The 23,476-nt window shown below is 71.0% G+C and carries 20 protein-coding genes; 7 read left to right on the top strand and 13 right to left on the bottom strand.

The annotated features are described in order from the left end of the window. Window positions 1-4: 4 nt before the first annotated feature. The 11 genes from WMF44_RS40855 to WMF44_RS40805 all read right to left on the bottom strand — a co-directional run bounded on the left by WMF44_RS40855 (window position 5) and on the right by WMF44_RS40805 (window position 11,631). Complete coding sequence (locus WMF44_RS40855; protein ID WP_437295455.1) at window positions 5-847, bottom strand: SCO family protein; 843 nt, start codon at window positions 845-847, stop codon at window positions 5-7. Continuing rightward, complete coding sequence (locus tag WMF44_RS40850) at window positions 847-1,503, bottom strand: hypothetical protein (RefSeq protein WP_437295454.1); 657 nt, start codon at window positions 1,501-1,503, stop codon at window positions 847-849. Before WMF44_RS40850 ends, WMF44_RS40855 begins: the two co-directional genes overlap by 1 nt. 10 nt (window positions 1,504-1,513) lie before the next feature. Then, window positions 1,514-2,719, bottom strand: coding sequence for a hypothetical protein (locus WMF44_RS40845; protein ID WP_437295453.1), 1,206 nt, complete (start codon window positions 2,717-2,719; stop codon window positions 1,514-1,516). After that, window positions 2,716-3,321, bottom strand: a complete 606-nt coding sequence (locus WMF44_RS40840) for a c-type cytochrome (RefSeq protein ID WP_437295452.1) — start codon at window positions 3,319-3,321, stop codon at window positions 2,716-2,718. Before WMF44_RS40840 ends, WMF44_RS40845 begins: the two co-directional genes overlap by 4 nt. After that, window positions 3,318-4,085, bottom strand: a complete 768-nt coding sequence (locus tag WMF44_RS40835; RefSeq protein WP_437295451.1) for a DUF3341 domain-containing protein — start codon at window positions 4,083-4,085, stop codon at window positions 3,318-3,320. Before WMF44_RS40835 ends, WMF44_RS40840 begins: the two co-directional genes overlap by 4 nt. Further along, the gene (gene nrfD, locus WMF44_RS40830; protein ID WP_437295450.1) at window positions 4,075-5,508 is read right to left on the bottom strand and encodes an NrfD/PsrC family molybdoenzyme membrane anchor subunit; all 1,434 of its coding nucleotides are present in this window, start codon (window positions 5,506-5,508) and stop codon (window positions 4,075-4,077) included. The genes WMF44_RS40835 and nrfD overlap by 11 nt, the downstream gene beginning before the upstream one ends. Continuing rightward, a complete protein-coding gene (locus WMF44_RS40825) occupies window positions 5,505-8,504 on the bottom strand; it encodes a TAT-variant-translocated molybdopterin oxidoreductase (RefSeq protein WP_437295449.1) in 3,000 nt (999 codons plus the stop codon). Before WMF44_RS40825 ends, nrfD begins: the two co-directional genes overlap by 4 nt. After that, window positions 8,501-9,196, bottom strand: coding sequence for a cytochrome c3 family protein (locus WMF44_RS40820; protein WP_012240192.1), 696 nt, complete (start codon window positions 9,194-9,196; stop codon window positions 8,501-8,503). Before WMF44_RS40820 ends, WMF44_RS40825 begins: the two co-directional genes overlap by 4 nt. Window positions 9,197-9,540: 344 nt before the next feature. After that, complete coding sequence (locus WMF44_RS40815; protein ID WP_437295448.1) at window positions 9,541-10,326, bottom strand: phytanoyl-CoA dioxygenase family protein; 786 nt, start codon at window positions 10,324-10,326, stop codon at window positions 9,541-9,543. Beyond that, on the bottom strand, window positions 10,323-11,378 hold the full coding sequence (locus tag WMF44_RS40810) for an aldo/keto reductase (protein WP_437295447.1): 1,056 nt from the start codon (window positions 11,376-11,378) through the stop codon (window positions 10,323-10,325). Before WMF44_RS40810 ends, WMF44_RS40815 begins: the two co-directional genes overlap by 4 nt. A gap of 10 nt (window positions 11,379-11,388) precedes the next feature. After that, window positions 11,389-11,631 carry a hypothetical protein gene (locus WMF44_RS40805; protein ID WP_012240189.1) on the bottom strand — a complete coding sequence of 81 codons (243 nt, stop codon included), beginning with the start codon at window positions 11,629-11,631 and terminating at the stop codon, window positions 11,389-11,391. Between the two features lie 129 nt (window positions 11,632-11,760). On the opposite strand from WMF44_RS40805, the gene WMF44_RS40800 reads away from it, so the two are divergent. From WMF44_RS40800 to WMF44_RS40785, 4 genes are all read left to right on the top strand, one after another. Continuing rightward, window positions 11,761-13,782, top strand: coding sequence for a SpoIVB peptidase S55 domain-containing protein (locus WMF44_RS40800; RefSeq protein ID WP_437295446.1), 2,022 nt, complete (start codon window positions 11,761-11,763; stop codon window positions 13,780-13,782). 68 nt (window positions 13,783-13,850) lie between these two features. Beyond that, entirely contained in the window at window positions 13,851-15,962 is a 2,112-nt protein-coding gene (locus WMF44_RS40795) for a hypothetical protein (protein WP_437295445.1), read from the top strand. Window positions 15,963-16,194: 232 nt separating this feature from the next. Next, entirely contained in the window at window positions 16,195-17,130 is a 936-nt protein-coding gene (locus tag WMF44_RS40790) for a hypothetical protein (RefSeq protein WP_437295444.1), read from the top strand. A gap of 98 nt (window positions 17,131-17,228) precedes the next feature. Further along, the gene (locus WMF44_RS40785; RefSeq protein WP_437295443.1) at window positions 17,229-18,425 is read left to right on the top strand and encodes a metallophosphoesterase; all 1,197 of its coding nucleotides are present in this window, start codon (window positions 17,229-17,231) and stop codon (window positions 18,423-18,425) included. A gap of 13 nt (window positions 18,426-18,438) precedes the next feature. On the opposite strand, the gene WMF44_RS40780 is transcribed toward WMF44_RS40785, so the two are convergent. After that, on the bottom strand, window positions 18,439-19,011 hold the full coding sequence (locus tag WMF44_RS40780) for a hypothetical protein (protein ID WP_437295442.1): 573 nt from the start codon (window positions 19,009-19,011) through the stop codon (window positions 18,439-18,441). 255 nt (window positions 19,012-19,266) lie between these two features. Here WMF44_RS40780 and WMF44_RS40775 point away from each other — a divergent pair, with 255 nt between their 5' ends. Next, window positions 19,267-20,637 carry an OmpP1/FadL family transporter gene (locus tag WMF44_RS40775; protein ID WP_437295441.1) on the top strand — a complete coding sequence of 457 codons (1,371 nt, stop codon included), beginning with the start codon at window positions 19,267-19,269 and terminating at the stop codon, window positions 20,635-20,637. Between the two features lie 119 nt (window positions 20,638-20,756). Here WMF44_RS40775 and WMF44_RS40770 read toward each other — a convergent pair whose 3' ends face one another. Beyond that, complete coding sequence (locus tag WMF44_RS40770; RefSeq protein ID WP_437295440.1) at window positions 20,757-21,554, bottom strand: response regulator transcription factor; 798 nt, start codon at window positions 21,552-21,554, stop codon at window positions 20,757-20,759. 59 nt (window positions 21,555-21,613) lie between these two features. On the opposite strand from WMF44_RS40770, the gene WMF44_RS40765 reads away from it, so the two are divergent. Both WMF44_RS40765 and WMF44_RS40760 read left to right on the top strand, forming a co-directional pair. Continuing rightward, the gene (locus tag WMF44_RS40765; protein WP_437295439.1) at window positions 21,614-22,699 is read left to right on the top strand and encodes a DsbA family protein; all 1,086 of its coding nucleotides are present in this window, start codon (window positions 21,614-21,616) and stop codon (window positions 22,697-22,699) included. Continuing rightward, window positions 22,696-23,472 (top strand): 3'-5' exonuclease, encoded by a 777-nt coding sequence (locus WMF44_RS40760; protein WP_437295438.1) that lies wholly within the window; start codon window positions 22,696-22,698, stop codon window positions 23,470-23,472. The genes WMF44_RS40765 and WMF44_RS40760 overlap by 4 nt, the downstream gene beginning before the upstream one ends. Window positions 23,473-23,476: the final 4 nt, after the last annotated feature.

Raw genomic sequence — 23,476 nt, 5'->3', positions numbered from 1 at the left:
GTATCTAGGAAGCCTCGTTTACACGCGCCCTCGTGCGGGAGCGTTCAGTCCGCCAGAAGCGAATGAGCCAGAGCCCGATGAGCACGACGGTGACGACGCCTGACGCCATCATCAGCCGCCTCGTCGCCAGGACGTACCCTCGGGCGTTGGGATCGTAATGGAAACAGAACAAGAGCACCCGATCCCAGGCGCTCCCGACCTGCCCGCTGCCCGCTTCGCGCAGCGCGAGGCCGAAATTCTTCTGCGGGAAGGAGATGCCGTACAGCGTGCGCGACAGGCGCCCGTCGGGCGTGAAGACGAACGCGCCCGCCGCGTGTGCGTACTGCTTGGTCGTGTCGTCCCACCGGTAGTGGAAGCCCACCGCGTCGGCGAGCTCGCGCACCGACGCCTCGTCTCCGACGAGGAAGTCGAAGCCGTCGCCGGTGACCGGCTTGCCGTACGCCTCGATGTAGTTCGCCCGCTTCTTGCGCGCGGCCTCGGGCGTGTCGCGGGGGTCGAAGCTGACGACGAGGGCGCGGTACTCCTGACCCGCGGTCCAGGCGCTCTCCTTCATGGCCTGGAGCACGCCGTTCAGGACCAGCGAGCACAGCATCGGGCACTCGAAATAACCGAGCACCAGGACGAGGGGCTTGTCGCCCGCCGCATATTTGGCGAGCTCGACCTCTTGCCCCGACTGGTCGCGGAGCCGGAGCTTCTGCGGGAGCAGGGCTCCCGGCCGCTCCTCGATGTCGATGCCGGCGAGCTCGGTCGGAATGGTCGTGTCCGCAGCTCGCGCGCTCCGCGCCGGGGTGACCGTGGCCACCACGAGCGCGAGAACGGCGAGCAGGGCAGACAGCGGGCGGGACATCACTGCTCCGGAGCGGGGGTCGCCGGGGCCGCGGGCTTGGGCGCCGCGCCCGAAGGCGCGGCGGGCTTCACCGCGCCGTCCGCGGGCTTTTCGGGCTTCACGGCGTCGGCGGGCTTGGCCGTCTCGGCGGGCTTCGCGGGCGTGGCCGTCTCGGCGGGCTTGGCGGCGTCCGAGGGCTTCGCCGCGTCCTTGTCGCCCGGCTTCGCCGCGTCCTCGCCCTTCGACGGCTCGCCGGCGGCGGCGCCCTCGGCGGGCTTCGCCGCGCCGTCCGCGGGCTGCGCGCCCTCGGTCGTCGCGGCGGGAGCGGCCGCGGTCCTCACGCGCCTCTCCTGGTAGTCCTTCAGGGTGAGCGCGACGGCCTGATCGACCGGGATGCGGACGACGCCCTTCTTCTCGTCAGCCCACTGGTAGTGGCTGAGCCGCTCCTTCTCCCAGGCCCGCAGGCTGCGGACCCCGCTGCTCGGCGGCTCCAGCACCTTGGTCGAGATCTCCCGCTCCATCGTCGCCTTGAAGATCTCGTTGACGAAGAGCACGGTCACCACGATCGAGAGCAGCGTGGCGATCACGATCACGAAGATGAGCGAGTTGTTCGGTCGATCCACCTCGGCCTGGGCCTCGGCGTGATCGGTCGCTGTGTTGTCGGTCGCTTCGCTCATGGCCGGCTCCTTACGGGTTGTCGATCCGAGCCGCTTCGGCAAGGTGAGGGTCGTTCAGGGGATACAGAGGGCTCTTGGCCGCCTGGAGCGCGAGCATCCAGGCGCCCACGCCCAGGGGGCCGAGCAAGCCGGCGAGGTCGATCCAGCTCAGGTGCGCGCCGTGGTGATCCACGTTCGGCATGACGAGCCAGTAGAGGTCGACGTAATGCATCACGAGGAGGAGCACCGACGCCGCGCCGAGCACGAGCGGGCTCCGCTTCGCGTGCCGCGACAGGAGGACGAGGAACGGAACGACGAAGTGCCCGAACAGCAAGGCCAGGCTCACGACCTTCCACGAGCCCTCCCAGCGGTGCTGGTAGAAGATCGTCTCCTCCGGGATGTTCGCGTACCAGATCAGGATGAACTGCGAGAACGCGATGTAGGCCCAGAAGATCGTGAAACCGAAGAGCAGCTTGCCGATGTCGTGCTGACGCTCGACGTTGCTCACCTTGCGCAGGAGCCCCGCCTTGTGGAGCGCGATCGTGATCAGCGCGAGCGCCGAGAGGGAGCTCGTGGCCGCGCCGGCGAACACGTAGACGCCGAAGATCGTCGAGTACCAGTGCGGGTCGATGCTCATCAGCCAGTCGAACGCCGCGAACGAGATGGTCAGGGCGAAGACGATGACGGCCGGGGCCGCGCCGGCGCGCATCCTCGCGGTGGGCCGGAAATCGGCGCTCTTGTCCTGCGCGCGGGAGGTCTTGATGAACCAGAGCGCGAGGCCCGCCCACGCCGCGAGGAACACCGCGGCGCGGATGTAGAAGAACGTCGGGTTCAGGTAGGGCGCCTTCTGGTGGAGCACATGATCGTTCGCCGCCTCGGGCCCCATCCAGTGATGGTAGATGTCGTGGGCGAGCACCGCGACCGGGAGGAAGAGCACGATGCAGGCGGGCAGGATGCCGCTCATCCACTCCATGTGGCGGCGCGCGGCCGCCGACCAGCGCGCGCGGGTCAGGTGCTGGATGATCACGAAGAACAGCGCGCCGAGCCCGATCGTCACGAGCCACGTGAAGCCGGTGAGGTACGAGAACGCAAAGCGCTTCGCGTCGGAGACCGCCGCCGCCGCCGAGAGCACCACGCCGACGATCGCCAGCACCATGCTCCCCGAGACGAGCCGCTTCGCGACCGCCGGATCGAGGACCTTCTTGTCCTCGGCCAGAGCACTTCCGTGGGACTTCATGGAGTTCCGCTCTCCTTCGCGATGTTGCCCCGCTGGGCCTCGGGCACGTCGTCGATGCGCGCGTGCTGGCTGTGCTGCAGCGCGCGCACCCACGTGACGATCGCCCACCGGTCCTTGACCGGGATCTGCTTCCGATAGGACGGCATGTTGCGCACGCCGTTCGTGATGACGTTGAAGATCTCGCCGTCGGGCAGGCCGATGGCCCGCTCGGACGCGAGGTCGATGGGGGGCGGGTACCCGCGCTTCACCACCATGCCCTGGCCGCTCCCGCTCTGGTCGTGGCACGGCGCACAGTAGATGTTGAAGCGATCCTGGCCGCGCCGGATCACCGCCTCATCGACGGTGATGGGCGCGAACGCCAGGAACGTCTCGCCTTCCTTGCCGGTGCGGTAGGCCTCGCTCTCGTCGAGCGCTCCCTGGGCCACCGTGCCTTCGACGATCGGCCGCATCGCCCGCCCGTCGGGGAACAGGCGGGTGCCCTCCTCGGGCTGGAACTTGGGCTGCCAGTCCATGTCTCCGAAGAGGTGGATCGGCGGATCGCTGCTCGCCTGTCCGCGGCAGCCCGCCAGGACGACGAGGAGGGGAATGCACCAGCGCTTCACGAGGAGACCTCCCGGATGCCCTGGGCGCCGAGGCGCTGGAGGAGGTTGCGCGTCTCCGTGGAGTCGAACTTCGGGTCGCTCGCCTCGACGCTGATGAAGAAGGCGTCGTCGGTCGCCCGCGGGAACGAGGGGTGCGTCATGGTGGGGTGGAACAAGGTGGGCAGGCGCCCGAGCGCGAAGAGCCCGAAGAAGCACGTGAGCGCCGCGAAGAGGACCGTGAGCTCGAAGAAGATGGGGATGAAGGCCTGGTACGAGAACGACGGCTTGCCGCTGATGATGAGCGGATAGTCGTAGTACTGCGTGTACCAGGCGAGCGCGATGGCGCTGGCGAGCCCCGCCGTCCCGCCGCCGAGCACGAGCCACGGCAGCGGAGACGGCTTGAGCCCCATCGCCTTCTCCAGCCCGTGCACGGGGAACGGCGTGTGCGCGTCGAAGCGGCTGTACCCGGCGTCCCGGAGCGCCTCGCACGCGTGGAAGATGTCCTTCGGGGTCGTGAAGTAGCCCATCACCCCGAACAGGGTCGACTCGCCGTCCGCCTCCTGCTCGGCCTTGCGCTCCTGCTTGCGCTCGACCGCGAGCGCGGCCTGACCGTGCGGCCCGCTCTCGCGGGGCTCGTCGTACTCCGCGTCGTCCTCGGGCACGTGGCCCTGCGGCTTGATGTCGGGCTGGCTGTCGCGCGCGGAGTCCTTGAGCGCTCGTGCCTCCTCGGCCGAGGCGGGCTTCCCGGAGCGCTTCTGGCGTCGAGCATCGCTGTTACGCTGCATGATGAGCCTCGTCGTTGCTGTGCGAGCCGTGAGGATCGGCCGCCGCCGTGACCCCCTTCACCTCGCTGATCGCGACCATCGGCAGGTAGCGGACGAACAGCAGGAAGAGCGTGAAGAAGAGGCCGAACGAGCCGAAGAACGTCGACATGTCCCAGATGGTCGGGCGGAAGTAGGTCCAGCTCGAGGGGAGGAAGTCGCGGTGGAGGCTCGTCACGATGATGACGAAGCGCTCGAACCACATCCCGATGTTGACCAGGATCGAGATGATGAACATCGCCGGGATGCTGGTGCGCACCTTCTTGAACCAGAAGAGCTGCGGGAAGATCACGTTGCAGCTCACCATGGTCCAGTAGGCCCAGGCGTACGGGCCGAGGATGCGGTTCCGGAAGGCGAACTGCTCGTAGCCGTTGCCGCTGTACCAGGCGATGAAGAGCTCCATCCCGTACGCGTAACCGACCATGGTGCCGGTCGCGACGATGACCTTGTTCATGTTCTCGAGGTGCCGCATCGTGATGAGCCCCTCGAGACCGAACGCCTTGCGCGCGAAGACCATCAGCGTGACGACCATCGCGAACCCGCTGAAGATGGCGCCCGCGACGAAGTACGGCGGGAAGATCGTCGTGTGCCAGCCGGGGACGATCGAGACGGCGAAGTCGAACGACACGATCGTGTGCACGCTGAGCACGAGCGGCGTCGAGAGCCCGGCGAAGATCAGGTAGGCCTTCTCGTAGTGGAGCCAGTGGCGGTGCGAGCCGCGCCAGCCGAGGCTGAGGATCCCGAAGACGATCTGCTTCGTCCGGGTCGTGGCCCGGTCGCGGATCGTGGCGAGATCGGGGATGAGCCCGACGAACCAGAAGAGGGTCGAGACCGTCGCGTACGTCGAGACGGCGAACACGTCCCAGAGCAGCGGGCTCTTGAAGTTCGGCCAGAGGCTCATCTGGTTCGGGATCGGGAACAGCCAGTGGGCGAACCAGATCCGGCCCAGGTGGGCCACCGGGTAGATGGCGGCGCACGCGACCGCGAAGATCGTCATCGCCTCCGCGGCGCGGTTGATGCTCGTCCTCCACTTCTGGCGGAAGAGGAAGAGGATGGCGCTGATCAGCGTGCCGGCGTGGCCGATACCGACCCAGAACACGAAGCCGGTGATGTCCCACGCCCAGTTGACCGTGGTGTTCAGCCCCCAGATACCGATACCGGTCCCGACGAGGTGAACGAGCGAGCCGGCGAGGATGAACAGGATGCTGATGGCAAGGCACAGCAGGATGAGCCACCCGGGGGGGCGCTTGCTGAGGACGATGCCCGCGACTTTGTCGGTGAGAGAGCGGAAGTCGTCCTTCCCCTGCACGAGCGGCGCCTCGTCCAAGAGGGCGGCGCGGTCCGAGAGCCGGGGGTGTTCGACCTGGAGGGGTGCTGTGGCGCTCATGCGTCGGCGAGCTCCGGGTTCTTGTTGCGGATCTTGGCGAGGTAGGTGACCCGCGGCTTGGTGTTGATCTCGTCCAGCAATCTGTAACCGCGCGGGCTAGCGGCCGTGGCGGCCACCTGGCTCTTGGGGTCGTCGAGGTCGCCGAAGACGATGGCCTGCGTCGGGCAAGCGCCCTGGCACGCGGTCACGATCTCGCCGTCCTTGATGTGCTCCCGCCCCTCTCGCTTCGCGTCGATCTTGGCGTGGTTGATCCGCTGCACGCAGAAGGTGCACTTCTCCATGACGCCCCGCGATCGCACGGTGACGTTGGGGTTGAACTGCATCTTCCGCTCCTCCGAGTCCGGCTGGCCGTACTCGAGGAAGTTGAAGCGACGGACCTTGTAAGGGCAGTTGTTGGCGCAGTACTTCGTGCCGACGCACCGGTTGTACGCCATGTCGTTCAGCCCCTCGGGGCTGTGCGTCGTGGCGGCGACCGGGCAGACCTGCTCGCACGGCGCGTTCTCGCAGTGCTGGCAGGGGAGCGGCTGCGAGATGCTCTCCGGCTCGTTCGGGTCCGTGCCCTGGAAGTAGCGGTCGATCCGGAGCCAGTGCATCTCGCGGGTCTGCCGCACGCCGTCGGCGCCGACGACCGGGATGTTGTTCTCGGCCTGGCAGGCGACGACGCACGCGTTGCAGCCGAGGCAGGCGTTGAGGTCGATGGTCATGCCCCAGGCGTGCCCCTGCCGCCGGTTCGGCTCCTTGAACAGGCTGAGGAGCGGCGGCACGTGGACCTGCTTCTGGGCGAACGCCGCGTCCTTCTGGAACTCGGCGAGCGTCCCCTCCCGCGCGAGCGGGCGGCCCTCCATCACGAAGTGCTCCTGGGTGCGCGCGAGCTCGACGACCTCGCCGGTCTTCTCCAGCGAGAAGCCGCCGGCGAGCTCGAAGGCGTCGCTCTTCCGCAGCGGGGTCGTGTCGACGCCGACGCCCTGGCCGACCCGGAGCTTCGCGCGCCGCCCCTGGCCGATGGTGATGCCCACCGAGTCGTCCGCCTGCCCCGGCGCGACGAGGACGGGGATCCGCACCGACGCGCCGCTGCCCGTCAGCGTCACGACGTCGCCGTCCTTCAGGCCGAGCCGCGCCGCCGTCGAGGGCGAGAGGTTCGCGGCGCTGCCCCAGGTGAGCTTCGTCATCGGGTGGGGCAGCTCCTGGAGCCACCCGTTGTTCGCGAACCGGCCGTCCCACGCGTGCACGTCGGGCCGGAAGGTCACCTCCAGGCCCTCGCCCACGGCGGGCGCGAACGCGCGCAGCGCCTCGATCGCGCCCTGCGCCGCGGCGGCCACCTGCTCGTCCGCGAGCTGACTCCCCGCGACGAGGCCGTCGTGCAGCGCGCGGCGGAAGTCGTCCTCCGTGCGCTTCGCGCCCTCGGCGGTCAGCCAGGTCGCCCGCACCAGGTCGTACGCCGTCCGCGAGCCGCCGAGCAGGAGCTCGATGACCTCGGCGTCGGTCCTGCCGCCGAAGAGCGGCGCGATGAGCGGCTGCGCGATGCTGGCCGTCCCGTCCTCCGCCCGCACGTCGCTCCACGACTCCAGCGGGTGGGCGCGGTTCAGGTGCCATTTGGTGCGCTCGCTCGTCTCGTCGACGTGCGTCGAGACGTGCACGCTCGCGGGCACCTTGGCGAGGGCGTCGGCGAAGCGCGCGTCCGCGGGCGCGTCGAAGGCCGGGTTGCCGCCCAGGATGATCAGCGTCTCGACCTCGCCCTTCTCGATGGAGCGCGCGAGCTCGACGAGCGCCTCGGGGCCCTCGCGCGAGTCGTCGAAGGGCGCGACGAGCCGGACCGCCTTGCCCGTGTTGTCGAGCGCGAGGTTGATGAGGTGCACGAGCCCGTGGACCTCCTTCGGCAGCGAGCGCCCGGCCACGACCGCGCCCTGGCCGCGGTTCGCGGCGAGGTCGGCGGCGATGGCGGCGACGTGCCGGGTCGCCTTGGCGTCGAGCCCCTCCGATTTGCCCGCGAGCGCGCTGAGCAGCTGCGGGTCGAGCGCGACCCCGCGCTTGCCGAGCTCGGTCGCGAGGGCGAAGGCGAAGGCGGGGATCTTGCGGCTCTGGATGCGGAGCCGGTGATCCGCGGCCGCGCCGGTGATCGTGAAGGTGCTCTCGACGGAGTAGAGGCGGTTCATCGCCGTCGGGTCCTTGTCGACCGCGCGGCCCGCCGTGAACGCGCGCCCCTGCTTGAGCGGGCTGCCGTCGGAGGCGAACAGGTCGGCGTCGAGCGCGACGATCACGCGCGCCTTCGTCAGGTCGAGCGTTGTCTCGAGCGGCTTGCCGAACGCGAGCCGCGCGCCCTCACGCGCGGCGTCGCGCGAGAAGGGCTCGTACCGGACGACGCGCGCCTCGGGCAGCGTCTTGCGGAGATCGGCGAGGCGCGCGGCCAGCGTCGGCGAGCGGTGCGCCTCGGTCAGGATCGTGAGCCCCTTGCCGCCGCGGCCGCGGAGCTTGTCGCCCTCGGTGCGGAGGAACGCCGCGGCGTCGTCCCACGACTTTTCGTTCGCGCCCTCGCGCGGCGACTTGCTGCGATCGGGATCGTAGAGGTCGAGGATCGAGGCCTGGATGTGGAGGGTGGTCCCGCCGACGCTCTCGGGGTGCTTCGGGTTGCCCTCGATCTTGGTGGGCCGCCCCTCGTGGCTCTCGACGATGACGCCGAAGGCCGTGCCCATCATCGGCAGCGCCGTCGCGAAGAACAGCGGCTTGCCCGGGATGACCTCCTCCGGCGTCCGCGAGTACGGCAGGATCTGCTCGACAGGCCGGCGGCAGCCCACGAGGCCGCCGAGCGCGAGCGACGCGCCCATGAGGCTCAGGAACGTGCGCCGCCCGACGCCCTCCGGCGGCTCGAACGCCGCCGGCGGGAACTCGCGCCCGAGCGCGTCGACGAAGTCGGGCGAGCCGGAGAGCTCGCTCAAGCTGCGCCAGTAGGTCTTTCCAGAGATGTCCTGGGCGAGGGGGAGGGGAGTTCGTTTACTCATCGGTGGCACCCCGAGCAGTGGAGCGGCGCCTGCACCTGCCGCCCGGAGGAAGTGACCGCGGGCACGCGATCTTGGTAAGGCTCGTGGCTCGCAGGGATCCCGGCGCCCGCCATGGCGGCCGTCGCGGGTGCCATATCCATCTTGGTCACGTCGGCGGGATTGCGGAGGTTGGGACCCGGATCGCGGTGGCAGTCCAGACACCACCCCATGGTGAGCGGCTGGACCTGCCGGACCTTGTGCATCTGGTCCACGCGTCCGTGACAGCTCACGCAGCCGACCCCTGCGGCCAGGTGGGCCGAGTGGTCGAAATAGGCGTAGTCCGGAAGGTTGTGGACGCGCACCCAGGGGATGGGTTGATCCGTCGCCCAGCTCTCCTGCACGAGGAGGAGCTTTTCGCTGTCCCGCCGCACCTTGGCATGACAGTTCATGCACGTCTCGGTGGGGGGAACCGCGGCGAAGCTGGATACCTCTACTGTGCTGTGACAGTAGCGGCAGTCGATGCCGAGGTCGCCGGCGTGCAGCTTGTGGGAATAGTCAACCGGTTGATCCGGCTGATACCCGACCTCGAGATGTTTGTTGGTACCGTAGTACCAGAATCCGCCGATCACAGCGGCGCCGAGGGGCAGGACTCCGAAGAGCAGCCCCAGCGGAACCACTTTGTTGGCCCATCGTGGGAACAGGAACCGAGCCATAGGGTTGTGGTGGGCGTCGGAAGGACGCGCGGGCGCAGTTATGGCTTGCTGGCGGGGTGCGACAAGACGGCAAAGTGCCGCGTGAGTGCGGCAGATTGCCGCTGTGGGTAATTGAGGCTCCACGCTGCGGCAGGTCGCCGCAGGGGCGCGGCAGGTTGCCGCGGGTACGGGCGTCCGTCCTTACGACACGGGGGCGAACTGGAGGCGACACCGGATCGAAAAATTGTCGAAACGTCGGCGCCGGCCGGGGAACGCTCCGGGGAAGCCGGGGCAAGCCAGGGGGAAGGGGAGGGCTGGCGAGCGAGGGGCCGCCGGCCGCGCCGAGGCCGCCTGCCCGGGGCAGCTCAGAACACCGGCGTGAACGTGCGCGGGGCCTTCTTCTTCCGGAGGCAGCGGGTCGCCCTGTTCATGTAGCAGACGGTGAACGCTCGCCTCGGCTGGCCGCTCCGGTTCACGGCGGAGCAGTGCCAGAGGTAGTTGTGGATCAGCAGGGCCTCGCCCGCGCGCGCCGGCAGCGCGATCTTGCGGGCGTCCGCGTCGGCCGCGCGCACGCGGTCGCTCGGAACGACGCCGCCGAGCGGCGTCGCGAGCCCGTCGATGTGGCTGCCTTCCAGCACCTCCACGCAGCCGCCGCCGGCGGGCGCGTCGTCGAGCGCGGTCCAGATCTGCAGCTCGGGGTCGCGATCCAGCCCCCAGTAGCTGCCGCCGTCCTGGTGCCAGGGCAGCGGCGTCCCTCCGGACGCGGCCTTGTTGAAGAGCACGGCCCGGTAGATGGAGACCTCTCCGCCGATGAGCGCGCGCGCGATCCTCTCGAAGAGCGGGTTCTCGATCCAGGCGAGGAACAGCGGGTCCTTCTCGAGCTTCTCGAGCTTCCGGTACGACGTGCTCGGCCCCTCGTAGCCCTTGCCGTACGGCAGATCCTCGTAGCGGCCCGACGCCGCGTCGTGCTGGAAGAAGAGCCCGGGGTACGTGACGCGCCCGAGCATCAGGTCATCCGAGCGCGCGCGCAGCGCCGCGAGCCCCGCGTCGGTCATCACGCGCCCGAGGCGGGCGTGGCCGCGGGCGGCGTAGTCGGCCAGGGGGCCCGCGAGATCGAGGTCCCTGGCTCCGGGCAGCAGGAGCTCGATCATCGCGCGTAGCTCGCGTCGGTGCCCAGGTGATCGCGGTAGAGCGCGTCCATGCGCCGCGCCGCCTCCTCCGAGAGCGGGCGCCCGACGGCGTCGGCCGCCGCGTCGAGGTGCTCTGCCCGGACCGGGCCGACGAGGATGGAATCGACGACGTCCCGCCCCGCGAGCCAGGCGTACGAAAGCGAGAGCAGGCTCATCCCTTCGTCCGCCGCCACCGCGGCGTAGCCGGCCGCGAGCTCGAACATGCGCCTGCTCCAGTACCGGCGCTGGTAGAGGCGGTTGCCCTCGAAGCGCGAGCCCGCCTGCGTCGCCTCAGGCCCCGCGTGCCGCCCCGTCAAGAGCCCGCCGGCGAGCGGGTTGTACACCGCGGTGGCCAGCGCGTACCGCCGCGCGAAGGCGGCGTACTCGACGTCGAGCTGGCGGATCAGCGCGTTGTAGAGCACCTGAGAGACGGCGGGGCGCGGCTTCCCGACGGCGTCGCGGCGCGCGATGATCTCCAGGATCTGCCACGAAGCGAAGTTGCTGACCCCGTACTGCAGGATCTTCCCCTGCTCGAGCAGGGCGTCGATCGCCGACAGCGTCTCCTCGATGGGCGTCTCCGGGTCCGGCGCGTGGAGATAACAGACGTCGACGCGGTCGGTGCCGAGGCGCGCGAGGCTCTCTTCGACGGCGCGGATCACGCGCTCGCGCCCGAGGCCCTCGGGCCTGCCCCGGACGCGGCGCAGGCCGACCTTGGTGGCGATCTGCGCCTCGGCCCGGCGGCCCCGGAGCGCCCGGCCGAGGATCCGCTCGGACGCGCCGTCCTGGTAGAGGTTCGCCGTGTCGAACGCGGTGATCCCGCGCTCGAGCGCGCGCAGGGTGATGCGCTCGGCCTCCTCGGGCGGCGTGCGGCCGCCGAAGTTCATCGTGCCGACGAGGATCGCGGGCGGCGCGCCCGGGCGCCGCTTCGCCGTCATCTCCGCGTTCACGCCGTCAGCCTTCACGCCGTCAGCCTTCACGCCGTCAGCCTTCACGCCGTCAGCCCTCACGTCGTCAGCCTTCACGTCAGGCGCCACGCGCTGCTCCTCACGCCCGCGCGACGAGGAGCGCGAGCACGTACACGATCAGCCATACGAGCCACAGGGTGCTCGTCCGCCGCCACCCCAGCCGGAAGCCGTACATCGGCGCGAGCGGCGGCACCACCAGCGCGACGAGCCCGCGCCAGCGCGGCTGGCTCCGGAGCGCGAGCCGCGCGGCCAGCGCGACGTGGGTGGTCACCCAGGCGGCGAACGAAAGGACGAGCGTCGCGGTCGCCGCGATATCCTTCACGGGGCGAAGCCTAGCGTCGCCGGCGCGCCCCGCCTCTGGAAAACGGCGACCCTGGGCAGCGCGGTGACCTCCCGGCGCGGCCCGAGCCCCCGCTCTGTCGCGCTACCAAATCCGGGCTAAGCTTGGCCCGTGCCTCTGCGCAACATGCCGTGGTTTCGTCCGGATTCCTTCCTCACAGCGCGCGCCGCCCCGCTCGCGACCCGCAGCGCGAGGGCGATCGCGGGCGCCGCCCGCGCCCTCGTCGACCGCGACGGCCGCCTCATCCCCCTGAGCCTGCTCGCCGGCGCGGCGTGCAGCGTCGCCGTCGGCGTCGGCGCGGCCCAGGCGATCTCCGCTCCGCCCGATACGCTGCCGCTCTCCGAGGTGAAGCCGGGCATGAAGGGGTACGGCCTCACCGTCTTCTCCGGCACCACGCCCGAGAAGTTCGACGTCGAGGTCATCTCGACGCTCCGCAATTTCCGGCCGAACCAGGACCTCGTCCTCGTCAAGACGCAGCACCCGCGCCTCGAGGTCGCGCGCACCGTGGCGGGGATGAGCGGCAGCCCGATCTACCTGAACGGCAAGATGATCGGCGCCTACGCGTACGGCTGGCTCTTCGGCGCGGAGGCGATCGCCGGCGTCACCCCGATCAAGTCGATGCTCGACGAGCTCGCGCGGCCGCTCCCGCGCGGGATCGCCCCGAAGGTCGGCGGCCCGCTGCCCGCCCCGGTGAGCCGCGCCGGTGGTGCGCCGCCGCCGCCGCGCGCCGCCGCGCCGGCCCGCCTGCACGGCAGCCGCGGCTTCCTGGGGGCCGTCGACGCCTACGACCTCGCCGGCCACGCCAGCCAGATCGCCGCGCGCGTCGCGCCGTCGCTCGCCCCGCCCGAGTCGACGGGCCTCGCGCGCGCCTCGACGCCGGTGATGCTCGGCGGGCTCGGCGGGACGTCGCTGCGCATCGCGAGCGACCTGCTCGGCCCCATGGGGCTCGATCCGATGCAGGCCGGCGGCGGCTCGTCCGCGAGCCCGGAGCCGGGCGCGCCGACCAGGTACGTCGACGGGGGGGCGATCGGCGTCGAGCTCGTGCGCGGCGACATCTCCGCGATGGGCATCGGCACGGTCACGCGCGTGTCGGGCGACAAGCTGGTCGCGTTCGGCCACCCGATGATGAACGGCGGCGTCACGAACCTCCCCGCCGCGATCGCGCGGGTCCACTGGATCCTCGCGAGCCAGAACCGGAGCTTCAAGATCGGCGAGGCGGTGCGGCCCCTGGGCACGCTGGTGAACGATCGGCAGGCCGCGATCGTCGTCGACAGCTCGGCGAAGGCGCCGGTCTTCCCGATGCGCGTCCAGATCGACGGCGTGGCGGGCGCGCCGCACCCGACGTGGAACGTCGAGGTCGCGCACGATCAGTTCCTCGCGCCCGCCTTCGTCTCGATGGCCGTCGGCAACGCCGTCGAGGCGACGACGGCCGAGCGGCGCGACATGACCTGGCGGGCGGTGAGCCAGGTGAAGATCGGGCGCTACGGCACCATCTCGCTCGTCGACTTCGGCGCCGGCAACGGCACCCCGCTCAGCAGCGACGATTTCGTCCGCAGCCGGCTCGTCCGGGCGATGGGGGCCCTGCTCAACAACCCCTGGGAGGACGTCTCGATCGAGCGCGTCGACACCCGCGTGAAGGTCACCTTCGATCGCGAGGTCGTGCTGCTGCGCGGCGCGAAGGTGCTCGAGCCCGAGATCGAGGCGGGCGCGCCCGCGCGGATCCGCCTGGATCTCCAGCCTCATCAGGGCCCCGTCGAGTCGCGCGTCATCGAGGTGCCGGTGCCGCGCGAGCTCGCCGGCAGCCGGGTGGACATCGATCTCGCGCCCGGCTACGAGGTGGAGCGCCCGATGGCGACCCCGAACAACGTCGCCGAGCTCGTGGCGATGCTGCCGAGCCAGACCCACGACGCGGAGAGCGTCGTCGCGACGTTCCGGCTCCGGGAGAACGGCGCGGCGTACCGCGGCAAGGTCGCCTCGCGGCTCCCCCCGGGCGCGATGGACACGCTGCGCCCGAGCTCCGCGTCCGACGCGCCCGAGACCTTCGGCGCGCAGGTGCAGGTGCCGGTGTCCCTCAAGCGTTTCCTGGTCGGGAAAGACTCCGTGAGCGTTACGGTCCGGCCTATCCTCCGCTGAGCCCGCCGGTCTCCCGCCTCCCTCTCTTCCCTGACCCCCCTCTCCCTGACCCCTCCATCTTGCGACCCATGAGCACAGAGCGCTCTTCTGCCCATTCCCGATCGCCTCACCCTCGCGCCGTCCCCTCTCCGCGCAGGCTCCTCGCCGCCGCCGTCGCCGCCGTCGCCGCGGGGCTCGTTGCGCTGCCGGCCCACGCGGTGGGCACGCGCAGCTTCGAGCTCCGATCGCTCGAGGACCTGAAGGGCGGGGATCTCACCGGCGTCAGCGTGGACTCGAACGGCGCCGTGCGCGCCGGGCTGACGCTCGGCGCGACGCCGCTGCCGGACGCGACGTCCATCTGGAGCTCCGTGGTGCTGCCGGACGGGACGGTGCTGCTCGGCACGGGCAACGAGGGGAAGATCTACAGCGTCTCGGGCGGCCGGGTCGCGCTCGTTGCCACGACCGGGCAGATGGCGGTCAGCGCGCTCGCGCTCGCATTCGATGGCGACGTCATCGCGGGGACCTTCCCCGAGGGCAAGCTCTTCCGCCTGCCGCGCGGCGCGGGCAACGGCGGTCCGGCGAAGGTCTTCGCCGAGCTCCCCGACACCGAGGACGTGTGGGGCCTCGCGTACGATCCCAGGGCGAAGGCGCTCTACGCGGCGACCGGCTCGGGGGGGAAGCTGTTCCGCGTCGACGCCGCGGGCAAGGCCCAGGTGTACTTCGACAGCGACGAGCCGCACCTCATGAGCGTCGCCGTCGGGGACGACGGCGCCGTCTACGCCGGCTCGAACGGCAAGGCGCTGCTCTACAAGCTCACGGCGCCCGGGCGCGCGACCGTGCTCTACGACTTCGACGCCGACGACGTGAAGGCCATCGCCATCGCGCCGGGCGCGAAGGGCGGCACGATCTACGCGATCGCCAACAAGTACGCCGAGGCGTTCGCCCCCCCGAAGCGCAACCGGAGCGGGCCGCCGCCGCCGCAGCCGGCGCGCGCGCCGAAGCCCGGCAAGGGCGTTCTCATGCGCTTCGATCGGAGCGGCGTCGCCGAGAAGATGATGAGCGACGACGACACCCACTACGTCTCGCTCGGCCTCGGCGACGACCTGGCGCCGTACGTCGGGACCGGCGCGGAAGGCCAGCTCTACACCGTGAGCGACAACCACGTCGCGCGGCTCGTCGCCGACACCGACGAGCGCCAGGTCGGCGCCTTCATGATGGCCGGGCGGCGCAGGTTCGTCGCGACCACCGACCCCGCGGTCTTCCACGAGGTGAAGGGCGTCGGTGGCGCCGACGCGGTGTGGACGAGCAAGGTGCTCGACGCCGGGCTGCGGGCCACGTTCGGGCGCCTGTCGTGGCGCTCCGACGGCGCGCTGGAGCTCGAGACCCGGAGCGGAAACACCGACGCGCCGGACGGCACCTGGAGCCCGTGGTCCACGGCGCTCGCCGCGCCGGGCGACGTGAAGAGCCCGCCGGCGCGCTTCGCGCAGATCCGCGCGCGCTGGCGCCGCGACCCGGGCGCGGTGCTCCGCGAGGTGAAGCTCTCGTTCGTCACCGACAACGCGCGCGCCGTGGTCACGTCGATCGAGGCCGCGCCGAAGGGGCAGACGAAGCCCTCTCGCTCGAGCCTCCCGCCGTCGGGCGGCGAGGCGCCGAAGCCCGTGAGCGCGCTCCAGCTGACATGGAAGGTCGACAATCCAGACCAGGACGACCTCCGCTACCGCCTCTCCTACCGGATGGAGGGGCAGTCGACCTGGCGCAGCCTGCTGAAGCCGGGCGAGAAGGTGACGCGCGCCGAGCACGTATGGGACACGACCGCGCTTCCCGAGGGCGAGTACCGCATCCTCGTCGAGGCGAGCGACGAGCTGGCGAACCCGCCCGAGCGCACGCTGCGCCACAGCCTCGAGTCGGGCACCGTCCTCGTCGACAGCACGCCGCCGGTGTTCCGGGCGCTCGCGCTGCAGGGGCGCCGGCTCACGGGCGAGGTCGCGGACGGCCTCGGTCCGGTCGCGCGCGTCGAGGTCTCGATCGCGGGCCTGGAGGAGTGGCGGCCCATCTTCCCGAGCGACGGCGTCTTCGACGAGGCCGTCGAGCCGTTTGAGGCGGATCTCGGCGCGATCGTGCCGCCGGGCGCGCACCTGCTCGCGGTGCGCGCCTACGACAGCGCGGGCAACGTGGTCACCCGCGACATCGAGGCGCGGTAGGCGCCATCACGCACCATCGCGCGAGGCCCGGCGCTCGGCGCGACACGGGCGTCATGCTTGCGCCAGGGATGCCCGCAGGCGAGGTGCCCCCGTGCTCGCGGCGCACAGGACGGCGTCCTCACCCAGGTTGCGCTCGGCGCCCTGGCGACGACACACGGAATCGGCACATTCTGTGAATGCAGGAGGCGACATGATACGCTCATTCCGCTTGTGCTTTTCTGGTGGTCCTGGAATGAGCTCACACCACGCCCGTCTGCTTTCTGGCCTCGCGGCGGCCTGGGTTTTCGCGCTCTCCGCGTGCTCGGTGGACAACGCCTCGGCGGGTGGGTACGAAGACGGCGGGGCGGCGTTCGGGAGTGGGGGAGGCGAGGGCGCTTCGACCCAATCGGGTGGCAGCCCCTCTCCGCCCGCGAGCGGCAACGGCGGTGCCGGCGGTGCCGGCGGCGTCGTGAACGAGGACGTCAACATCCCGGCCGCTCCGGAGGCGCAGGATCCCTACACCCGCTTCGCTCACCTGTGCGGCGATGGCTGCACCCCAGGCGGGGAGCCGACCGAGTGCTCGTCGGACGGCGGCGCGGGCACAGGGACGGGGCTCCCTGCCGCGCAGACGCTGCACTGCCAGCTCGTGCTCGACGACGGTGATGCGATCCCGAGCTGCCGGCCGGCGGGCCGCTTCGAGGCAGGCGGCCCTTGTCACAGCGCCGCCGATTGCGCGGATGGCCTGGGGTGCGTGGCGGCCGACGGGGAAGGCGGCGTGTGCCGGCAGTACTGCTGTGGTCACGTCGAGAGCTGCGCGGCGGGGACGTACTGCGACGAGCGACCGATGGCCGAGTCGATCGTCGATGCGAGCGCGAGGGCTCCGGTCCCGATACCCGTCTGTGTTCCCGCGACGAACTGCGAGCTCTTGAACGACAGCGTGTGCCCGGCGGGCCTCACCTGCACGATCGTCCGCGAGGATGGGACGACGAGCTGCGTCGTGCCCGGCGAGGGGCGGGCCGACGAGCATTGCCCGTGCGCGCCCGGCTTCGTGTGCTCGATGCTGACGAACCAGTGCAAGCAGCTCTGCCGGATCGACAGCAGGGCGCCCGAATGCGGCGCAGGCGCCAAGTGCCAGGGCGGCAGCGCGATCTACCCCGCCGGGTTCGGCGTGTGCGTGAGCACGTCGTAGCCGCCGCCCGCCGCGTCGCTCCGTTAAGAAATGTTGCCGAGCCTGGCTCCGGCGCGATCGGAGCGGCGGGCGCGCGCCGCCGTGGTCATGCTGGACGCGTGCAGCGGCCTCTCCTCTCCTTCGTCGTCTTCATCGCTGTCTTCAGCGCCATCGTGGCAGGCGTCCACTACTACCTCTGGCAGCGCCTGATCCGCGCGCCCGAGCTCGGCCCGCTCTGGCACCGCGCCGGCAGCGTGGCCCTTGTGGTGCTCGGGTCGCTGGTGCCCCTCGGCCTCTTGCTCACGCGCGCGCTGCCCCGGCACATCGCCGGCGTCGTCGCCGGCGTCGTCTACACGTGGGTCGGGCTCGCCGTCCTGCTCTTCTTCCTCCTGCTCACCTCCGAGCTCGTCCGCCTCGGCGCTCACGGCGTCACCGCGCTGCTGAACCAGCCGCTCGACGGCGAGCGCCGCACCTTCCTCTCGCGCGCCCTCGCGGGCGCGGCCGGAATGCTCGCCATGGGCTTCGGCGTCGCCGGCGCCGCGAGCGCCCTCGGCGAGGTCGCCGTCCGCCCGGTGCGCGTCCGCCTGCGCCGCCTCCCCGCGGCCATGTCGGGCTTTCGCGTGGTTCAGCTGACCGACCTCCACATCGGCCCGACGATCGGCCGGGCCTGGCTCGAGCGCGTCGTCGCGCGCGTGAACGCGCTCGAGCCGGATCTCATCGCGATCACGGGCGATCTCGTCGACGGCTCCGTGGAAGAGCTCCGCGAGCACACCGCGCCGCTCGCCGATCTGCGCGCCAGGCACGGGGTCTTCTTCGTGACGGGCAACCATGAGTACTACTCCGGCGCCGAGGCGTGGATCGCGGAGCTCCGCCGGCTCGGCGTGACGGTGCTGCGCAACGAGCGTGTCTCGATCGGCGACGGCGAGCACGGCTTCGACCTGGCCGGCGTGGACGACTGGAGCTCCCGCGGCATGGGCCGCGGCCATGGCCCCGACCTCGCGCGCGCGCTCGCGGGGCGGGACCCTTCTCGCGAGCTCGTGCTGCTCGCGCACCAGCCCAAGCAGATCCTGGAGGCCGCGGAGCGGGGCGTGGGCCTGCAGCTCAGCGGCCACACCCACGGGGGTCAGATCTTCCCGTGGAACTTCTTCGTGCGGCTCGACCAGCCCTACGTTGCCGGGCTGTCGTCGCACGGCGACAGCCAGATCTACGTGAGCCGCGGCACGGGCTACTGGGGGCCGCCGATGCGCGTCGGCGCGCCGTCCGAGATCTCGCTGATCGAGCTCGAAGGCGCCGCCGCGGCGGAGGCCGTGGCGTGACCCGACCGGGCGCTCACGGGAGCGGGCTCGCCGGGTCCCTCTTGCAGTTGATGACCGGCGCCGGGTAGCTGCTCGGATCGGCGATTCGCTCCATGGCGAAGGCAGAGCCCTTGAGGTTCAGGGGGATCGGCCTCGCCGCGCTGCCGGTGACGACGCCACAGATGAAGTCGGCGGGCGCGCAGAGGGAGCCGCCGGTCAGCGTGATGGTGGCCTCGAGCTCGCTGCCGGAGATGGGGTTGGCGTCGCCCGGCACGATGAGCGTGGGCAGCTGCGCGGTGAACGTCCCATCGGCGGACAGCGCGAAGGGACCCACATCGAACGGCTCGCCCGTGGGCGTCTTGCGATCGGCGGCCACGAGCGGCTGGAAGGTCAGCGAGAAGCTCAGGCCGCCGTCGCTGGCCTGGGTGGTCAGGCTGGCGACGAAGAGGATAGGGGCCCGCGGGTTGAGATAGGCCGAGAGGCTGAAGAGGAAATCGCCGTCGACGGCGCCCGCTTCCGGCAGCAGGCAGTTGTCCCCGCCACCTCCAGCGCCGCCATTTCCGTCGCTGCCACCACCACCCTCGCCGCCGCTGCTCTCGCGGATCATGGTATCGCGAGCTTCGAAGTCATCGTATCTGCCTGCCGGGTCGGCGCAGCCGATGAGGAGCGCCGTGGTGGTGAGGGCAGCTGATGCGAGCGTTGTCCGGATGGTGCGGGAGAAAAGCATTTGACACCGTGCGAAAGGTGACATTTGACTTGATCGGGTAGAACCTTCCCTGACGTGGCAGGTGTTGCAACCCTACCATGCAGGGTCCGCCGCAGGCGCCGCATTCCTCCGCCCTCAGAATCGAGAACACCGGATATGTCGATCAACCGCCCCTGTTTCGCGATCTCCGTCGGCCTCCTCGGCGGTCTCGCCTGGACCGGATCCGCGCTCGCCGGCGGGTTCGCGACCGCGCGGTTTGGCGGCGAGCACGGCAACCCGATCACGAGCAATCCGACCGCGGTCTACTACAACCCCGCTGGCCTCGCCGAGAGCGAGGGGATTCATCTGTTCCTGGACGGAAATATCGCGCTGCGCGCCGCGTCCTACACGCACTCGGCGGCGGCGACCGATGACGTGACGGTGCCGCGGGCGAACACGGGGGAGGCGAGCCTGTTCAACGTGGCTGCCTCGCCGATGCTCGGCGCGTCGGCCAGGCTCGGCGATCTGGCGCTGGGCGCCGGCGTCTATGTGCCCTTCGGCGGCGCCGCGTCCTGGGACACCAACGCGGCGTTCGAGGGCAATCGCGAGCTCGCCGGGCCGGTGGACGGCGTGCAGCGCTGGCACTCCATCGAGTCTTCGCTCCAGGCGATGTTCTTCACCCTCGCCGCCGCCTACGAGATCCCGGCGCTCCGCCTCAGCCTCGGCCTCTCCGGCAACCTGATTCGAACCCAGGTGAACACGGTGCGCGCCCGCAACGCCTCCGGCGACAACCTCCTTGCGACCGAGGGGCGCTCGCTGCTCGAGGTGAGCGGCTTCCACGCGAGCTTCGGCGTCGGCGCGCTGGTCGAGGCGGTGCCGGAGCAGCTCTGGATCGGCGCGTCGTACCAGTCGCGGCCGAACGTCACGGGGGGAGAGTCGCTCGAGGGCACGCTCACCAACCGCTTCAGCGGCGTGTCGGGCTCCCCGAGCGACGTGGAGCTTCACCAGGGCCTGCCGGACATCGTGCGGCTCGGCGCCCGCTTCGTCCCGGCGGAGCGCTTCGAGATCCGGCTCTTCGGCGACTGGACGCGGTGGAGCTCGATGGAAAACCAGTGCCTCACCCAGGTCGGCGCGGCGTGCGAGATCGATCGAGACGGCTTCGCCGGAGAGGGCGCCCGCGTGGTGCAGAACATCCCCCGCCGCTGGAACGACACGTTCGGCGTGCGGGCAGGCTGGAGCCACTGGCCGCGGCCTGCGATCGAGGTCTTCGGCGGCGTCGGGTACGACTCCAACGCCGTTCCGGACGAGACCCTGGATCCATCGGGCGTCGATTTCCACGATGTCTCGTTCGCCCTCGGCGGGCGCTTCCACGTCGCGAAGCAGCTGCACCTCGCCGCGTCGTATACCCACCTGTTCTACGTCAGCCGCGACACCACGGGGGACAGCATCACCGCCGGCCTGCACCCGAACTCGAGGGCTCCCGACTCCGGCGGGCACTACGCGCAGAGCATCGGCGTGATCAACGTCAACGTCGATGTCGCCTTCTGAGCGCGGAACCTGAGCGCGGAACCTGAGAGCGGTGACCGAGCGGTGACCGAGCGGTGACCGAGCGGTGACCGAGCGCGAGCCCGCGTCGCGGCGGGGCCGCCGCGCCGCGGCGCGGCGCCTCAGGAGGTGCCTCGCCGGGTCCGGCGGAGCAGGCTGAAGATGCGAGCCCCCAGCTCGGGGGCGCGGAAGGGCTTCACCATGTAGTCGTCGGCGCCGCTGGCGAAGGCCTCGACCATGTCCTGCGAGGAGGCGTGCGCCGTCAGGAAGAGGACCGGAAGATCGCGGAGCCCGGGCTCCTGCCGCAGCGTCCGGCACAGGTCGATGCCGGTCATCTTCGGGAGGTTCCAGTCGAGGACCACGAGGTGAAACGGTGAGCTGCGGACCCGCGCCAGCGCCTCTTCCGCGCTGGCGACGGCGACGACGGCGAGCTCGACCGCCTCGAGCATCGCCGACAGGAGCTCGCGGATGTGGGGGTCGTCGTCGACAACGAGGACCCGTGAGCCTTTGCCCTTCAGCCGAGGCGGCGCAGGGGGCGGCGGCGCTCGGCCCGCCGGGCCGGCGCCCTGGACGCCGGATGACGCGGCGGGCCCGGCCCCGTCCGCGGCGCGGAGGAGCGCCGCGGCGTCGGTGTCGGGCACGGATCCGGGGCGGGGCGCCTCCGTCCGCGCGAAGTGGGCGAGGCGATGCCAGTCGCGCGGCTCGAACGTGAGCCGCGCCCCCTCCGGTGAGACCGACGCGCACGCCGCGGCCGACGTCGCGCGGCGGTTTTCGCCCAGCTCGAAGATGGCGAGCACCCACTCGCCATCGGCCACGACCTCCCCCGCGGGCAGCCCGAGCTCGAGGTCACGCTCCTCCGGATCGCACACGATTTGCTCGAACTGCTGCAGATCCGGGAAGCGGTAGAGGACGCTCCGCACCTCTTGACGCTACACCCGCGCTAGCATCTCGCAAGGGGTCCGACTAAGCTCGCGCCGCGATGTCATTCCTGCGCTGGATGCCGCCGCTCCTCGCGTTGCCGTTGCTCGCGATCGGCGCCACGGGCTGTCCTGGGAACCCGAGCTCGAACGAGCCCAAACCCGCCGCGAGCCCGGAGGTGTCGGTCTCGCTGCCGGGCGTGGACACCTCCGCGCTGACTCCCCGCGAGCGCCGGGAGTGGGCGGCACAGGTCTCCGAGCTCCTCTCCCCTTGCCCGGACACGCCCGTGAGCATCGCGCAGTGCGTGAAGGAGCAGCGCCCGTGCAAGGCGTGCCTCCCCGCCGCGCAGCTCCTGCTCGATCTGGTCAAGGACGGCCGGTCGAAGAAGGAGCGCGACGAAGCGTTCCACATGCGCTTCGACGCGAACAAGGTGAAGACGCTCGCCACCGACGGCTCGCCGGAGATGGGGCCGCCCGACGCGCCGATCACGATCGTCGAGTGGGCCGACTTCGAGTGCCCGTTCTGCAGGCTGATGTCGCCGCTGCTCGAGGGGCTCGTGAAGCGCTTCGACGGGCAGGTGCGCCTCGTCTTCAAGTTCTACCCGCTCTCGGCGCACGTCCACGGCGAGCCCGCCGCGCGCGCGGCGACCGCCGCGCTCAACCAGGGCAAGTTCTGGGAGATGCACCACCTCCTCTTCGAGAACCAGGACAAGCTGGAGCAGGCCGACCTCGAGCGCTACGCGCAGCGGCTCAAGCTCGATATGGTGAAGTTCCGCGCCGATCTCGTCTCGACCGACACCAAGGCGCGCATCGACAAGGACAAGGTGCAGGCCGACGGCGTCGGGCTCGAGGGGACGCCCCTCGTCTTCATCAACGGCCGTGAGGTCAACCTCCAGCTCCTCTCGAACCCCGGCCAGGATCTCGAGGCGTGGGTCAAGCTCGAGCTGGAGCTCCTCGGCAAGACGCCGCGGCCTGCGCCCCCGACGCCAGGCGACGCGTCGCCTTCCGGCAGCGCGATCCCCGCGGCCAGCGCGACCCCGGCGGCCAGCGCCACCCCCGCCGCCGGGACCAGCGCGCCGGCGGGCGGCGCGGCGCGCCCCGCGACCTCGGCTGCGCCTGCCCAGCCCGTCAAGCCGAGGACGCCGTGAAGGTCGCCGACCCGTGCGGCTGCTTCCCGACGGGCCGGCACTACCCTGGGATCGCGCACCTCCTCAAGGTGCGCGCCGTCGGTGTCGCGTCCGAGATCGACGCGGGCAGCGCCTGGATCGACCAGCCCATCGCCTTCGTCGACGTCGAGACCACGGGGCGCGATCCTGCGGGCGATCGGATCATCGAGCTCGGCATCGTCATCGGCCGCTCCGGGGAGATCCTGACGCGTTACAACTGGCTCATCCACCCGGGGCGGCCCATCCCCGCGGAGAGCACCGCCATCCACGGGATCAAGGATGCTGACGTCGAGGGCAAGCCGTCGTTCGCCGAGGTCGCGGAGGAGATCCTCGGCTGCTTCAAGGGGGCGATCCCCGCGGCGTACAACGCCACCTTCGACCGCTCGTTCCTGCTCGCCGAGCTCGAGCGCGTGGGCATGCGCCCGCACGAGCCGCCGCCCGCGATGCGGCGCGAGGTCGACTGGGTCGATCCGCTCACGTTCGCCCGCGAGCTCTACAAGAACGAGGAGAGCCGCGCCCTCGGCGACATGGCCGCTCGGCTCGGGATCTCGCTCGAGAAGGCGCACCGCGCGACGGACGACGCCGAGGCGGCGCTCCAGGTCCTGTACGCGCTCGCGAAGGATCCGCGTGTGCCTCGCGCCTACGGCGGCCTGATCCAGGAGCAGCGGCGGCTGGTCCGCCTGCAGGACGAAGCGCGGAAGTTCTGGCGGAAGGCTCCTGCCGCGGCGCCGCCCCCGACCTCGAAGCCCAGCTGACGCC

The organism is Sorangium sp. So ce426 (assembly GCF_051475585.1).
Taxonomy (GTDB): domain Bacteria; phylum Myxococcota_A; class Polyangia; order Polyangiales; family Polyangiaceae; genus Sorangium; species Sorangium cellulosum_B.
The sequence above is the reverse complement of the archived record's forward strand: the minus strand, read 5'-3'. Positions and strand labels throughout refer to the sequence as shown.